Origin of the sequence: Aquipuribacter aurantiacus (assembly GCF_051216895.1) — a bacterium.
Lineage (GTDB): Bacteria > Actinomycetota > Actinomycetes > Actinomycetales > JBBAYJ01 > Aquipuribacter.
In genome coordinates, this window is record NZ_JBPKAO010000009.1 from 47,335 (window position 1) to 61,842 (window position 14,508).

The window sequence follows — 14,508 nt, forward strand, 5'->3', positions numbered from 1 at the left end:
CAGGGCCCTTCCACGTCCGGGCCGCTCGCTCCCGGCCGCTTGCTCAGGGTCGCTCGAAGCCGGGCAGCCAGTCCTCGAGCACGTCCAGCACGGGGACGGACCCGCCGACCTGGCACAGCACGCCGATCCCGCCGAGCCAGACGCGGTGGATGAGCAGGTACTCCGGCGGCAGGTTGAGCTTGAGCCCCACCGACCACGTCGGGCGGCGGGGGTCGTTGATGTGGGCGACCAGGTCGCGCAACCACTGCCGGCTGAACTGGAACGACTCCTCGCGCGCCGGGGCCAGGAACGGCTCGAGGTACTCCAGCAACGAGTCCGGCTCGATCTCGATCTCGTCCTTGATGAACCCCGCCCCGCGCAGCCCGGCGACCACGCCCTCGCCGTCGCCGCGCAGGGCCGCGTTGAGCAGCACCGGCACCTCCGCGGGCATGCCGTCCGGCAGCTGCTTGACCGCCCCGAAGTCCAGCACCCCGAACCGGCCGTCCGGCATGAGCAGGAAGTTGCCCGGGTGCGGGTCCGCGTGCAGCAGGCCGGCCAGGTGCGGCCCGGCCAGCAGCAGCTCCGCGTAGTGGCGGGCGGCGGTGTCCCGCTCCTCCTGCGTGCCCGAGGCGATGACGGTCGACAGCGCGACACCGTCCAGCCACTCGCTGACGATGACCTTCTCCCCGCCGGCCAGCACCTGCGGGACCGCGAACACCTCGTCCCCGTCGAACGCCTCGGCGAACGTCTGTTGCGAGGCCGCCTCCAGCGTGTAGTCGAGCTCCTCGGCCATCCGCGCGCGCAGCTCGGCCAGGATCGGGTTGATGTCCAGGCCGGGGATCCACGACGCGCCGAGCCGACCGGCCCGGGTGACCTGGTCCAGGTCGGAGATCAGCGCCTCGCCCGCGCCGGGGTACTGCACCTTCACCGCGACGGTGCGCCCGTCGTGCCACACGGCCTTGTGGACCTGCCCGATGGACGCCGCCGCGGTCGGTCGGTCGTCGAAGTCGGCGAAGCTCGAACGCCACTGCTCGCCGAGCTCGGCCGCCAGCACCTTGTGCACCGTGCTGGACGGCATCGGCGGCGCCGCGTTCTGCAGCTTGGTCAGGGTGGCCCGGTAGGGCGCGGCCAGCTCCTCCGGCAGCCCGGCCTCGAAGATGCTCATGGCCTGCCCGAACTTCATCGCCCCGCCCTTGAGCTCGCCCAGGGTGCGGAAGATCTGCTCGGCGGTCCGGGTCTGCATCTCGGCGGCGACCGCCTCGGCCGACCGACCACCGACTCTCTTGCCGATCCCGAGGGCGGCACGGCCGGCGATGCCCAGGGGCAGGGCGGCCAGACGAGCACTGCGGGCCACGGTCCGGCGGGGGAGGTCGCTCACGCCGCCATCGTCGCACCGGTGCCGCCGGGCGGCGCGGGAGGGTCCTCCGGACGCAGGTCCGACGGGTGGGCCGACCCGACCGGGTCCGGGTCCGGCCAGCCGACGCAGCCGCACCCGGGGTGGGCGGACCACCGCCGCCACCGGGTGGCCCCGGAGTCCTCGACGTGCACCTCCACCCCGGCCCTGCTCGAGGCCTGCGGGGCCCCGGCCACGACCAGCACCAGCCCGGCGACCACGGCCGTGGCCGCCGGCCCGGGCTGCCGCACCCGCCCGGAGTCCCGTCGCAGGAGCCGGACCGCCTCGGCCCACCCCGGGTCCAGGTCGCGGTGGTGCAGGTCCAGGCAGTGCAGGCAGGCGCCCCGTCCGGGCACCACGAGCGGGCCCACGACCACCTCGTCGGGACGGACGACCACGGGCAGGTGCACCGTCCCCCGCTGCACCAGCGGGATGCCGGCCGGGGCGTCGGGGACGTGCGGGCTGAGCAGCACCACCAGGTCGGGGTCGGTCGGGCACGCGGTCCGGACGTCGGGACGGAGCCGGTGCACCGCCTCGGCCGCGACGTGCGCGGCACGTCGCCCGACGTCGCCGTGCTGGGCCCCGCCCGGCAGGACGTCCGCCTGCCCCACGGACGCGTCGTCCACCAGGGCGCTGCGGGAGGCGCCGGCCGCGGCGAGGGCCACCGTCAGCACGATGCCCAGCCCGCCCCCACCCACCACCGCCACCTGGGCGCCGGCCAGCGACGGGCGCAGCTGCTCGCGAGCCCGCACCCCCACGGCGCCGCAGAGGGCGCCGACCCGGGCGAGCACGTCGAGCAGCCGTTCGCAGCGCGCGGCGGGGATGCCGAGGGCGGCCACGGCGTCGTCCAGCTCGGGTCGGGACCGGGCCCGGTCCAGCAGCGCCAGCAGCCGCCAGTCCGCCGCCGTCAGCCCCTCCAGGACCACCGCGTCCGACCCCGAGCCCAGCTGCAGGCTGCGCGGGCCCCGCACGGTGCGCGCCAGCCCGACCCGCCACCTGACCGGGACGTCGTCCTCGCCGCGACGCCGGCGGCCCTGCCGCTCGCCTCGCGCGGTTGACCGCGTCGGGTCCACCAGCCGCGTCGGGTCTGCCTGCCGCGTCTCGTCGTGATGCCCCGCCTGGTCCGACTGCTCCGTGTCCCCGGTCCTCACCGCGCGAGCGTGCCAGCGCGACGGGGACCGCCGCGGCGACGATCCACAGGCAGCTGCCGGTCGGTACCCCCGGGGGCACGCGCTGCGCCATCCTCGGGTCATGGACGTCATCGAGGACCTGTCGCCGCTGCCTCACCTGGACGTCCGCCGGGACGACGTGGACCCCGCCGTCCTGGTCGTCACCCTCGACGACCCGCAGCGGCGCAACGTCATGTCCGCGGGGATGACCGCGTCCTGGGTCCGGTTCACCGGGGCGCTCGCCCAGGTCAGCGACGTCCGGGCGGTCGTGCTCACCGGGGCGGGCACGGCGTTCAGCTCCGGCGGGGAGCTGTCCTGGCTGGACGACGGCACGGGGGAGGGGGCGCCGGTCGACGACCTGCGCCGACGGATGTCCCGCTACTACGAGGACTGGCTGTCGCTGCGCGCGGCCGGCGTGCCCGTGGTGGTGGCCGTCAACGGTCCCGCGGTCGGGGCCGGTCTCGGGCTGGCCCTGGCGGGCGACGTCAGGCTCGTGGCGGACACCGCCCACCTGTCGGTCCCCTTCACCGCGCTGGGGCTGCACCCCGGCATGGGGGTCACCCACACCCTCGTCGCGACCGTCGGGCGCGCGGTGGCGACCGAGCTGTTGCTGACCGGGCGTCGTGTCGGGGCCGAGGAGGCCGTCGCGCTGGGGCTGGCGTCTGCGGTCCACCCCGCGGCCGGGCTGCTCGAGGCCGCGCTCACCACGGCCCGGCAGATCGCCTCCCGGGCCCCGGTGGCGACCCGGCTCGTGCTGCAGGCCCTCGCCGCGGGCGGGCACCCGGACCTGGCCGCCGCGCTGCGCTGGGAGTCGCTGGCCCAGGCGGTCACGCTGGCCTCGTCGGACCTGGCCGAGGGCCTGGCTGCGCAGCGGGAGCGCCGCGCGCCGCGCTTCACCGGCCGGTGACGGACGGCTAGCGTCGGGTCATGGCTGGGACGGGGCCGTCGTCCGGGCAGGCAGCAGGTGCCGCCCGGACCTCGGACGAGCCCGTCGTCGAGGTCCGCCGCTCCGCGCGGCGACGTCGCACGGTCAGCGCCCACCGCGAGGGCGACCGGTTCGTCGTCCTGGTGCCGGCCCGCCTGAGCGCCTCCGAGGAGCGTCGCTGGGTGCAGCGGATGGTGGAGCGGCTGACCGAGTCCGAGGCCCGACGGCGGCCCTCCGACGACGAGCTGCTGCGGCGGGCGACCACGTTGTCGGAACGGCACCTGGGCGGGCGGGCCGTCCCGTCCGGCGTGCGCTGGTCGACGAACCAGCAGCACCGGTGGGGCTCGTGCACCCCGGCCGACGGGACGATCCGGATCTCCGACCGGGCCAAGGGCCTGCCCGGGTGGGTGCTGGACTACGTGGTGCTGCACGAGCTGGCGCACCTGCTCGAGCCGTCGCACGGGGACGAGTTCTGGGCCCTGCTCACCGACTACCCCCGCACCGAGCGGGCACGGGGGTTCCTCGAGGGCTTCGACACGGCCTCCCGCGCCCTGGGCGGTCCCACGACCGAGCAGGGCGACGAGGGCCACGTCGACTAGCGAGGGGCGTCCGGTCCGTCCGCCGGCCCGCTCCCCGGCCCGTCGCCGCCGGGCGTCCCGCCCCCGGGCTCGCTGCTGCCGTCCCCGCTGCCCTCGACGAGGCGGCGCAGCTCGTCGTCCAGGGAGTCGGTCGACCCCTCGCCGGCGCCGGCGCCCGGACCCGGCCCGTCCCCGGGCCCACCGGCCTCGACGTCGTCCAGGTCCGGCAGCAGGTCGGGGTGCTCCCACGCCTGGTCGCGGACCGTCACGTCGCCACCGCGCGAGACCCACCAGGCGGCGGCCTCCCGCATCCGGCGCGGCCTCAGCTCCAGGCCGACGAGGGCCGCGAAGGTCTGCTCGGCCGGCCCGCCCGCCGCCCGACGACGGCGGACCGCCTCGCGCAGCTGCTCGACCCGGCTCAGCCGTCCCGTGGCCGCCTGCGCCACGACCGTGTCCACCCAGCCCTCCACCAGGGCCAGCAGGTCCTCCAGCTGCGACTTGGCCGTCAGCTGGGCCGGCGTCTCCGCCGGCTGCAGCAGACCCGACCCCAGGGCGTCCTGCAGGGCGGCGGGGTTGCTGGGGTCGATCCCCGAGAGCATCTCCTGGATGCGCTCGACGTCGACGTCGATCCCCGCGGCGTAGGCCTCCACGGCCCCCAGCAGCCGCGGCGCGAGCCACGGCACGTGCGCGAACAGCCGGGCGTGGGCGGCCTCGCGCAGGAGCAGGAACAACCGGACCTCGTCGGGCTCGATGCCCAGCCCCTGCGACAGCACCGTGACGTTCGTCGGCACCAGGGCCATCCCGCCGGGGTGCAGCGGCAGCCCGACGTCGGTGGCGGAGACCGCCTCGGCGGCGAGCCGGCCGACGGCCTGGCCGATCTGCATGCCGAGCATGCCGCCCCCGAGCCGCTGCATCATCGGCCCCGCGTTGGCCAGCAGGCCGGCCATCTCCGGGGGCAGGCCGGGCGGGAGCTCCCCGGTGCCCCCGGTCAGCGCGCCGCCCATGCTCGCCGACATCTTCTCCGCGACCGGGGTGACCAGGGTGCGCCAGGTCGGCAGGGTCGCCTCGACCCACTGGGCCCGGGACCAGGCCTCGCACGAGGCGCCGGTGGGGGCCAGCGCCGTCACCGGGTCGAGCCACAGCTCGGCCAGGCGGCCGGCCTGCTCGACCGCGGACCGCTCGCCCCAGGACGGGCTGGGGTCGTCGCCCGCCACGGCCTGCCGCGCCGCGTCGCGGGCCAGGTCCCAGTTGACGGGTCCGTCACCGCCGGTGGTGAACATCTTCTGCAGCTGGCCGAGCACCGCCCCCATCGCCGCGGGGTCACCGAACATGGACGGGTCGAACCCGCCCGGGCCGAAACCCGAGCCACCCGAGCCGCCCGAGCCACCGGAACCGCCCGAGCCGCTCGAACCGCCCGAGCCACCGGGACCGCCCGAGCCTCCCGTGCCGTTGGGTCCGAACCCGATCCGTCGGTCGTCATCACCAGCCATGCCACCAGCCTCCTCGTCTGGACAGGGAACCACCACCGCCGCCGCACAGTTCCCTCCTGCGGGTCGACGTTCGCCCAGCGCGGAGCCGGACCCGCCGCAGCACCCGGTGTCCGGTGACCGACCAGCCGGGCCGCCGACCTACGCTGGTGGCACGGGGCGTCCGTCCCGATGCCGGACCACGAGCCGACCACGGAGCCACGGATGACCACCGCACCCCCCACCGCCGAGACCCTCGGCGGTCCTCGGCCGGACGCCGGCCGGCGGCCGTCCCCGCGGACCCTCGTGCTGCTGGTGGCCGGGACCACCGCCGTGGTGCTGGCCGCCGTGGTCGCCGCGCTGCCCGTCCCGTACGTCATCTTCTCGCCCGGCCCGGTGCGCGACACCCTGGGCGCGTCCGCGGACGGCGAGGCGCTGATCGTCATCGACGGCACGGAGACGTTCCCGACCGAGGGCCAGCTCGACCTCACCACCATCCGGGTGGCGGGCGGCCCGCTGGGGCGGGTGACGGTCCTGGACGCCGTGCAGGCCTACGTCGACAGCACGCGCTCGCTGCGGCCGGTCGAGACCGTGTACCCGCCGGAGGAGACCCGGGAGGAGGCCCGCGAGGCCTCCAGCGCCCAGATGACCTCGGCGCAGCAGAGCGCCGCGGTGTCCGCGCTCAAGGCGCTGGGCGAGGACGTCCCCTCGCGGCTGGTGGTGTCCGGGTTCGCCGGCAACCCGGCGTCGGAGGCCGTGCTGGCGGAGCAGGACGTCGTCACGGCGCTGGACGGGACCGCGCTGCGCAGCAGCACCCAGCTGGTCGAGGCGCTGCAGGCCTACAGCCCCGGCGACGTGGTCGACATCACCGTCGACCGGGCCGGGGCGCCCGTCACCGAGCCCGTCGAGCTGGCCGAGTCCGACGAGGGCGCCGTCATCCTGGGCGTCCTCATCTCCCCGGCCTACGACCTGCCGTTCGAGGTGAGCTACGACGTCGGGGGCATCGGCGGGCCGAGCGCGGGCCTGATGTTCTCCCTCGGCATCTACGACAAGCTGACGCCGGGCCCGCTGACCGGTGGGGAGCACGTGGCCGGCACCGGGACCATGGACGACGACGGCGGCGTCGGGCCGATCGACGGGATCCAGCAGAAGATGGTCGGCGCCCGGGACGTCGGCGCCTCCTGGTTCCTCGCCCCGGCCGACAACTGCACCGACGTGGTCGGCGCGGTCCCGGCGGACATCGAGGTCGCGGCCGTGGCCACCCTCGCCGAGGCCGTCACCGCCGTCGAGGCCATCGCGGACGGCACCGCGACCGGCTCGCTCCCGACCTGCGAGGACGTGCTCGCGGCCCGCTGACCGGTCGGGGGTCAGTCCTCCAGCGTGGCCGCGAGGGCGCGGGTGAGGCCCGGCACCAGGTCGGGCCCCGACACCACGGTCTCCTCGGGGTCCTCCTGCGTGCCGCGGGTCCGCAGGACGCATGCGCGGCCCCCGTCCCGCAGCACCGCGGCGGCGATGCGGACGTCACGGCGACGCGGGTGCTCCGCCAGCCACCGGACGGCCTCGGCCGGCTCGGGCGGGGCCTGCGCCTCGACCTCCGGCGGGACCACCAGCCGCTCGACCGTCAGCGCGACGCCCTGCACCTCGTCCGGCCAGGCGAGCCGCGCCAGCATCCGCTCCAGGGCGTCGGCGTCGCCGTGCTCCCCGCCCGACCCCGGAGCGTCGCTCCGGCCCGCGGGCCCGTCCGGTGACCCGTCCGGGGTCGCCGCCAGCTCGTCGAGCTCGTCCTGCTCGACCAGCAGCAGGTGGTCGGGGTCGGCGGCGGCCGCCTCGGCGTCCTCGGCGGGCAGCCGGTCCAGCAGGTCGGGCTCGCGCTGCAGGGCCTCGGCGGTGCGGACGAGGGCGAACAGGCGGACGGGGGAGTCCCAGCCGTAGGACGCGACGTGCTCCTCGACCTCTCGGACGGCGCGCTGCAGGGCGGTGTCGGTGCTCATGACGCCATCATCCTGCAGGCGGCGAGGGCAGCGGTCCCAGGTTGCTGAGTTACGGTGAGTGATGTGAGTGCCCCGTTCCCACCTGGTCCGCCATCCTCCGACGCCCAGGGTCCGGGTGGTCCGCGCGGCCCCCAGGGCCCCCGCCGTCCCGGCCGCCGTCCGGGGGCCCTGGCGCCCACGCTGGCGATCCTGGGTGCGCTGGTCTTCCTGCTGGTGCTGTTCGCCGAGCTGTGGACCGAGGTCCTCTGGTTCCAGCAGCTGGGCTTCGTCGAGGTCCTCCGCACCCGGATCGTGACGCAGGCGATCCTGTTCGTCTCCGCCGCCGTGATCATGGGCGCCGCCGTGTGGGCGAGCCTCACGCTGGCCTTCCGGGCCCGCCCGGTCTACGCGCCCTCGACCCCCGGCCAGGAGGCGCTGGACCGCTACCGCGAGCAGCTCGAGCCGCTGCGCCGGCTCGTCGGCATCGCCGTGCCCGTCGTGCTCGGCCTGTTCGCCGGCTCCGCCGCGTCCGGGCAGTGGCAGACGGTCCAGCTGTGGCTGAACCGCACGCCCTTCGGCGAGACGGACCCCGAGTTCGGCCTCGACATCGGCTTCTACGTCTTCACGCTGCCCCTGCTGCAGTTCGTGACCGGCTTCGCCACCGCGGTCGTGCTGCTGGCGGGCCTGGCCGCGCTGCTCACGCACTACCTGTACGGCGGCCTCCGCCTCAGCGGCCCCGGTGAGCGGACCACGCCGCAGGCGCGCGTCCACCTGGGCATCCTGGGTGCGGCGTTCCTGCTGCTGCGCGCCCTGAGCTACTGGCTCGAGCGGTACGCCCTCATGACGGTCGAGAACAACGCGATCACCGGCCCGCTGTACACCGAGGTCAACGCCGTCATCCCGGCCCGCACCCTGCTGGCCGTGGTGTCGGTGCTGGTCGCCCTGACGTTCCTGTGGACCGTGATCCGGGGCAACTGGCGCGTGCCGGCGCTCGGTGTCGGGCTGCTGGTCCTGGTGGCCGTCGCCGCCGGCGGGATCTGGCCGCAGGTCATCCAGCGCTTCCAGGTCCAGCCCAACGAGCTGACCCTGCAGTCGCCGTTCATCGACCGGAACATCGAGGCCACCCGCGCGGCGTACGGCCTGGACGGGATCGAGGTCCAGGACTACGACGCCGAGCTGGAGGCCGAGGCCGGCCAGCTGGCCGAGGACGCCCGCACCATCCCCGGCATCCGGCTCATCGACCCCAACCTGGTGTCGCCCACGTTCCGTCAGCTGCAGCAGATCCGGCCGTTCTACGCCTTCCCGGACCAGCTGGACGTCGCGCGCTACGACATCGACGGCGAGACCCGCGACACGGTGCTGTCCGCCCGGGAGCTCGACCTGAACGGCCTGCCCCAGGGGCAGCGCAACTGGGTCAACGACCACACGGTCTACACCCACGGCTACGGCGTCGTCGCGGCGTTCGGCAACCAGCGCACGCAGGGCGGCGAGCCGGTGTTCTTCCAGTCCGGCATCGTGGCCCCGGCGGTGGAGGAGGAGGAGGTCGAGACCGTCTCCGACCTCGGCAACTTCGAGCAGCGCATCTACTTCGGCGAGTCCAGCCCGGACTACAGCATCGTCGGCGCCCCCGAGGGCTCGGCCCCGCAGGAGCTCGACTACCCGGACTCCACCGAGCCCTCCAACCAGCGCAACACCACCTACGCAGGCGACGGCGGCGTGGCCATGGGCGACTTCTTCTCGCGGCTGCTGTTCGCCATCAAGTTCCGCGCCGAGGAGATCCTGCTCTCGGACACCGTCAACCCGGAGTCCCGCGTGATGTTCGACCGCGAGCCGCGCGAGCGGGTCGAGAAGGTCGCGCCCTGGCTCGAGCTGGACGGCGACCCGTACCCGTCGGTCGTCGACGAGCGCGTGGTGTGGGTGGTGGACGGCTACACGACCACCAACCAGTACCCGTACTCGTTCTCCACGAGCCTCGACGAGGCCACGGCGACGTCGGTCACGGTCGGCGGCGCCGACAACATCACCACCCTGCTGCCGCAGCGGGTCAACTACGTGCGCAACTCGGTCAAGGCCACCGTGGACGCCTACGACGGCGCCGTGACGCTGTACGCCTGGGACACCGAGGACCCGATCCTGCAGGCCTGGTCCGGGGTGTTCCCCGACTCGGTGCAGCCGCTGGAGGAGATCAGCGGCGAGCTGATGAGCCAGGTCCGCTACCCCCAGGACCAGTTCAAGGTCCAGCGCGAGGTGCTGGAGCGCTACCACGTCACCGACGCGGCCTCGTTCTTCAACGGCACCGACTTCTGGTCCGTCCCCGAGGACCCGACCACGCCGGACCTGGCCGCGCTGCAGCCGCCGTACTACCTGTCGCTGCGGATGCCCGACCAGGACGCCCCCTCGTTCAGCCTCACCTCGACGTTCATCCCGACCACGGAGGGTGAGTCCGACGACCGCAACGTCCTGACCGGGTTCCTCACCGCGGACGCGGACGCCGGGAACGAGGCGGGGGTCCCCTCGGAGGGCTACGGGCAGCTGCGGCTGCTGCAGATCCGCAACGACGAGACCGTGCCCGGACCGGGCCAGGTGCAGAACGACTTCAACGCCGACCCGGCCATCAACCAGGAGCTGAACGTCCTGCGCCTGGGCGAGTCGAGCACCATCAACGGCAACCTGCTCACGCTGCCGATCGGTGGCGGTCTGCTGTACGTGCAGCCGGTGTACATCCAGTCCACCGGGTCGACTCAGTTCCCGCTGCTGCAGCGGGTGCTGGTCGCGTTCGGCAACGACCTCGGCTTCGGGGAGACCCTGGACGAGGCGCTGGACGACCTGTTCGACGGTGACGCCGGGGCCGACGCCCCTGACGCCGACGCGGAGGTCGTCGAGGACACCGGTGACGGCGAGGGCACGCCGGCCCTGGACAGCCCGACCCCGGAGCAGAGCGTCGAGCCCAGCCCCGAGGCCACCGACGGCACCGAGCCCGCGGCACCGACCGTGTCGCCCGTGGACCCGGCCACCGCCCAGGCCCAGCTGGACGCGGCGCTGCAGGACGCCCGTCAGGCGATCGAGGACTCGCAGGCGGCCCTGGCCGACAACGACTTCGCCGCCTACGGCGAGGCGCAGGAGCGGCTGACGGCCGCCATCGAGCAGGCCATCGCGGCCGAGGAGTCGCTCGGCGGGTGACGCGCACGCCGGGGGCCTGACCAGCCGATTTGGCTCCCGGCGGCACCTCGCGTAACGTTGCAGACGCGACGCGGGGTGGAGCAGCTCGGTAGCTCGCTGGGCTCATAACCCAGAGGTCGTAGGTTCAAATCCTACCCCCGCTACACAGAACGAAGGCCCGGACCTGATGGTCCGGGCCTTCGTCGTGTGCGCGAGGGGCCTGAGCGGTGCTAACCCGACGGGATGTCCCTGGGAGGGCGGGCGCGCAGGTGCTGCGTCCTCAGGCCTTCACGAGGGAGTCGAGGTAGCGCTCCACCTCGTCGGCGGGCATCGGGCGACCGAGCAGGTAGCCCTGAACCTTGTCGCAGCCGAGGCGGCGGACCGCGGCGAGTTGCCCGTCGGTCTCGACGCCTTCGGCCACGGTGCTCATGCCGAGCTGGTGCGCCAGGCCAACGACAGAGGCGATGACGGTCGCGTCGCCGCGGCCGGGCAGACCTGCCACGAAAGCCCGGTCGATCTTCAGCTCGTGGATGTCGAGCTGGGTGAGGTAGGCGAGGGAGGAGAACCCGGTCCCGAAGTCGTCGATGGACAGCCTGACCCCGCGTTCGCGCATGCGTGACACGAAACCGCGGGTGACCAGGTCCGAGCCGAGCACGGCTCCCTCGGTGATCTCCAGGGTGAGCGCACCCGGCGGGATGCCGTGGCGGTGCAGGGCGTCGCCGACTGCTGTCTCCAGTCGGGCGTCGCCCACCTGCACCGGGGCGACGTTGAGGGACAGGCCCAGGTCGTCGGCGGGCGCGAGGCGACGCCAGCGGGCCAGTGCAGCCAGGCCGACGTCGAGCGCCCACTCGGTGAGGGGTGCGATGAGCCCTGTGAGCTCCGCGACCGGGATGAACTCCGAGGGCGGGATCATCCCCCGGCCGGTGAGGGGCCAGCGGCAGAGCGCCTCGAAGCCGCGCAGCGATCCGGAGGCGTCCTGGATGGGCTGGTAGTGCAGGACCAGCTCCCCGCGCTCGAGTGCTGGGCGGAGGCCGGTCTCCACCTCGATGCGGCGCAGGCTGAGGGCACGCATCTCCGCGGTGAAGGACGCCGCGGCGTTGCGACCGTCGTTCTTGACCCGGTACATCGCGGTGTCGGCATCCCGGAGCAGCTCCGCCGGCGTGGTCCCGGATTCGGCCCGGGCCACGGCGACGCCGACGCTCGCCGTCACCGTGACGGCGTGGTCGTCGAGGCGGAACGGGTGCTGGAACGCCGCCACCACACGATCGGCGAGCTGGTGCGCCTGGCCCGCGGTGACTCCCTCGCACAGGACGACGAACTCGTCGCCGCCCAGTCGGGCGACGGTGTCCTCGCTCCTGGTGGTACCGCGCAGACGTTCCGCTGCCTGCAGCAAGACGGTGTCGCCGCCCACGTGGCCGAGGGAGTCGTTGACGAGCTTGAACCGGTCGAGGTCGACGAACAGGAGTGCGATGTGGCGGTTCCCTCCGGGCGGGTGGGCCAGGCACTGCGCAAGCCGGTCCATGAGCAGGCCCCGGTTGGGCAGACCCGTCAGGGGGTCGTGCAGCGCGAGGTGGGCGAGCTGGTCCCGGGCGCGTGCGAGCAGGAGCTCCGGCACGGCGTCGGCGAGGCTGTGGACGGCGTCGATCTCGGCCCTCAGCCAAGGTCGGCTGCGTCCGCGCACCTCGTCCGCCCACGCGGCGAACGACTGCCGCGGCCCGAGCGCCGTCAGCTCCGGGGCGCCGGGTACGGCCATGGGGGCGTCCCGCTCGGCCTCGCCCGGTCGGCCGCCCCAGGTGATGGTGTGCCGGTGCTCGCCGCGGAACCACACGACGTAGTCGCCCCAGCCGGGAGACAGCGGGACCGCCAGGACACCCGAGGCCTCGGGCGCACGGCCCGCCTGGACCGGGAGGAACGAGAGCGCGTCATCGCTCACCCACGCCATCGTGTCCGGCTGCCCTCGCACGAAGGCGACGATCGCATCGAGGACGGTCGGTGAGGGCACCGAGCCCGTCGCCGCAGACCGGCCGCCGATGTGCGCCAGCACGCCGTCGGCCGAGGCCAGGTCGAGCGGCGACGGCTCGCCGTCGACGAGGGCCGTTGCCGGGTTCTCGCCGGTGGCCATCCGCGCGACGAGCTGCAGCCTGCACTCCGCCAGCCGCGTGCGCAGGGCGGCATCCTCACGGTCGTCCTCCGCCACGACGTGCAAGGAGAAGAGCTGCCCGAGCAGTCGGCACGCCACCTGCAGCTGCGCACCCAGCTGCTTCGGGGAACCGTGGTGACAGACGATCATGCCCCACAGCTCTGTCCCGCTGAGCAGCGAGATCGTGAGGGTCGCGCGCACGCCCATGTTGCGCAGGTACGCCAGATGGAACGGCGAGACGCTGCGCAGGGTCGCATGGCTCAAGTCGAGCTCGGTCTCGTCACCGACCATCGGCACCGGCTCGTACGTCGCGTCGGCCACCACCCTCAGGTGGTTCAGCAGGTACAGCCGGCGAGCTTGCGCAGGGATGTCGGAGGCTGGGTAGTGCTGGCCGAGGAGCGGCTCCAGCGCGGCGTCGCGGGACTCGGCGACGACCTCGCCGTGCCCGTCGGGGTGGAACCGGTAGACCATGACGCGGTCGAATGCCGTGAGGCGGCGGACCTCCTCGCTCGCCCCGTCGCACAGCGCCTGCACCCCGTCGCTGGCCCGTAGCGCGTCCATCGCGTGCCGGACGTCGCGGAACAGCCTCGACACCGACGGGTTCGACTGGCTGTCCGAGGACTGCAGCTCGATGACCAGCAGACCGTCGCAGCGGTGCCACGTCAGCTCGAGGGGCCCGGCGGGCAGCTGCGCCGACAAGGGGTCCCCACCCCAGGCGCGAGGATCGGACAGCGTCGCCCGGAGGCGGGCGACGAGGTCGTCACCGAGGGCCCGGACCAGTGGCGCCCCGACCAGCGAACCGGGAGCGACGCCGAGGTGGCTTGCGCTGTTGGCGCTCACCTGCCTGATCACGAGCGAAGGCTCGTCCACTGCGAGCAGCACCCCGTGGGGCTGGATCGCCCCGGGGCGGTGGATCGGCTCGCGCTCGCAGTTGCTCAGCGTCACGGCTGCTCCGGGCAGCAGCAGACCACTCTCGTCGTGCCCGGGCGAGTGCACGGCCGTCATCGGGTAGGGACGGGGATCAGCAGCCGCACCTCGAAGAGTCGGAAGGACTCCTCGGCGGCCCCGACCGCACGGTCGACGGCGTCGAGGTGGCCCTGCGGCTCCAGCTCGTCCAGCCTTCGCTGGAGCGACCGCCAGCGTGTGGTCAGGTCAGGTAGTCCTGCGCCGGTGAAGAAGGCCACCGGTACGTCGGGGCCGAGCGCGGCCCGTGCGTGGCGGGCCACGAGCCGGCCACCCAGCGCAGAGCCCTCGAGGACGTACAGCCGACCCAGCGCCTCCGGGAGGCCCATGAGCGGCGCCGCGCCCACGGCGGTCGACAACCGGTCAGGAACAGCCTCGCCCCACCGCCCGAGCTGCACGAGGTCGGCGCCGAGCAGGTGCGCCCGGGACCGTAGGTCCATCCCGAGGCTCGGCGTGGTCGCCCCGGCGTCCCACGAGGCCAAGGCGTCCTCCATCGGTGCGTAGTACCCGTGAAGGCGCACGAGGAGATCGGTGTACGTGGCGCGGGTGGCGAGTCGCCGGTCGACGTCGAACGCCGCCTCCGCCCGTGCGTGCGCCTCTCGCGTGCGCTGCCGCAGCAGCTCGGAGGCAGTGCTGGTGCGGGTGGCCCGCCGGGCGCTCCCGAGCGGGCGCCGATGTGGGGTCACGGGCGCCACGCGCTCCTCGTCGACGATCCTGTGCACGACACCACCTCGGGACTCGCGGAGCACTGCTCCTGCGGGTCCTG

General features: G+C 74.3%; 10 protein-coding genes and 1 tRNA gene. 5 read left to right on the forward strand and 6 right to left on the reverse strand.

Features of this window, described 5'->3' with window-relative positions:
- Positions 1–43 precede the first annotated feature (43 nt).
- Positions 44–1,357, reverse strand: a complete 1,314-nt coding sequence (locus ACR80Q_RS12895) for an ABC1 kinase family protein (protein ID WP_435378030.1) — start codon at positions 1,355–1,357, stop codon at positions 44–46.
- Positions 1,354–2,523, reverse strand: a complete 1,170-nt coding sequence (locus ACR80Q_RS12900) for a TOMM precursor leader peptide-binding protein (protein ID WP_435378031.1) — start codon at positions 2,521–2,523, stop codon at positions 1,354–1,356. Before ACR80Q_RS12900 ends, ACR80Q_RS12895 begins: the two co-directional genes overlap by 4 nt.
- 100 nt (positions 2,524–2,623) lie before the next feature.
- Here ACR80Q_RS12900 and ACR80Q_RS12905 point away from each other — a divergent pair, with 100 nt between their 5' ends.
- Both ACR80Q_RS12905 and ACR80Q_RS12910 read left to right on the forward strand, forming a co-directional pair.
- Complete coding sequence (locus tag ACR80Q_RS12905) at positions 2,624–3,448, forward strand: enoyl-CoA hydratase/isomerase family protein (RefSeq protein ID WP_435378032.1); 825 nt, start codon at positions 2,624–2,626, stop codon at positions 3,446–3,448.
- A 20-nt stretch (positions 3,449–3,468) separates the two neighbouring features.
- The gene (locus tag ACR80Q_RS12910) at positions 3,469–4,065 is read left to right on the forward strand and encodes a M48 metallopeptidase family protein (RefSeq protein ID WP_435378033.1); all 597 of its coding nucleotides are present in this window, start codon (positions 3,469–3,471) and stop codon (positions 4,063–4,065) included.
- Here the strand turns inward: ACR80Q_RS12910 and ACR80Q_RS12915 are convergent.
- Complete coding sequence (locus ACR80Q_RS12915; RefSeq protein ID WP_435378034.1) at positions 4,062–5,534, reverse strand: zinc-dependent metalloprotease; 1,473 nt, start codon at positions 5,532–5,534, stop codon at positions 4,062–4,064. The genes ACR80Q_RS12910 and ACR80Q_RS12915 overlap by 4 nt on opposite strands.
- Positions 5,535–5,735: 201 nt before the next feature.
- Here ACR80Q_RS12915 and ACR80Q_RS12920 point away from each other — a divergent pair, with 201 nt between their 5' ends.
- Positions 5,736–6,866: a YlbL family protein gene (locus tag ACR80Q_RS12920; protein WP_435378035.1), complete on the forward strand. Its 1,131-nt coding sequence runs from the start codon at positions 5,736–5,738 to the stop codon at positions 6,864–6,866.
- An 11-nt stretch (positions 6,867–6,877) separates the two neighbouring features.
- Here ACR80Q_RS12920 and ACR80Q_RS12925 read toward each other — a convergent pair whose 3' ends face one another.
- The gene (locus ACR80Q_RS12925; protein ID WP_435378036.1) at positions 6,878–7,501 is read right to left on the reverse strand and encodes a PPA1309 family protein; all 624 of its coding nucleotides are present in this window, start codon (positions 7,499–7,501) and stop codon (positions 6,878–6,880) included.
- Between the two features lie 63 nt (positions 7,502–7,564).
- On the opposite strand from ACR80Q_RS12925, the gene ACR80Q_RS12930 reads away from it, so the two are divergent.
- Together ACR80Q_RS12930 and ACR80Q_RS12935 are read left to right on the forward strand one after the other, a co-directional pair.
- Complete coding sequence (locus ACR80Q_RS12930) at positions 7,565–10,660, forward strand: UPF0182 family membrane protein (RefSeq protein ID WP_435378037.1); 3,096 nt, start codon at positions 7,565–7,567, stop codon at positions 10,658–10,660.
- A 69-nt stretch (positions 10,661–10,729) separates the two neighbouring features.
- Positions 10,730–10,803: transfer RNA gene (locus tag ACR80Q_RS12935), tRNA-Met, on the forward strand.
- A gap of 116 nt (positions 10,804–10,919) precedes the next feature.
- On the opposite strand, the gene ACR80Q_RS12940 is transcribed toward ACR80Q_RS12935, so the two are convergent.
- Both ACR80Q_RS12940 and ACR80Q_RS12945 read right to left on the reverse strand, forming a co-directional pair.
- Positions 10,920–13,784 carry a bifunctional diguanylate cyclase/phosphodiesterase gene (locus ACR80Q_RS12940; RefSeq protein ID WP_435378038.1) on the reverse strand — a complete coding sequence of 955 codons (2,865 nt, stop codon included), beginning with the start codon at positions 13,782–13,784 and terminating at the stop codon, positions 10,920–10,922.
- On the reverse strand, positions 13,781–14,464 hold the full coding sequence (locus ACR80Q_RS12945) for a biliverdin-producing heme oxygenase (RefSeq protein WP_435378039.1): 684 nt from the start codon (positions 14,462–14,464) through the stop codon (positions 13,781–13,783). The genes ACR80Q_RS12940 and ACR80Q_RS12945 overlap by 4 nt, the downstream gene beginning before the upstream one ends.
- Positions 14,465–14,508 lie beyond the last annotated feature (44 nt).

Bases quoted from the DNA above. Each gene is read 5' to 3' on its own strand.
- ACR80Q_RS12910 (WP_435378033.1), top strand. From the start codon at position 3,469: ATGGCTGGGACGGGGCCGTCGTCCGGGCAGGCAGCAGGTGCCGCCCGG.
- ACR80Q_RS12940 (WP_435378038.1), bottom strand. From the start codon at position 13,784: ATGACGGCCGTGCACTCGCCCGGGCACGACGAGAGTGGTCTGCTGCTG.
- ACR80Q_RS12915 (WP_435378034.1), bottom strand. From the start codon at position 5,534: ATGGCTGGTGATGACGACCGACGGATCGGGTTCGGACCCAACGGCACG.
- ACR80Q_RS12925 (WP_435378036.1), bottom strand. From the start codon at position 7,501: ATGAGCACCGACACCGCCCTGCAGCGCGCCGTCCGAGAGGTCGAGGAG.
- ACR80Q_RS12905 (WP_435378032.1), top strand. From the start codon at position 2,624: ATGGACGTCATCGAGGACCTGTCGCCGCTGCCTCACCTGGACGTCCGC.
- ACR80Q_RS12920 (WP_435378035.1), top strand. From the start codon at position 5,736: ATGACCACCGCACCCCCCACCGCCGAGACCCTCGGCGGTCCTCGGCCG.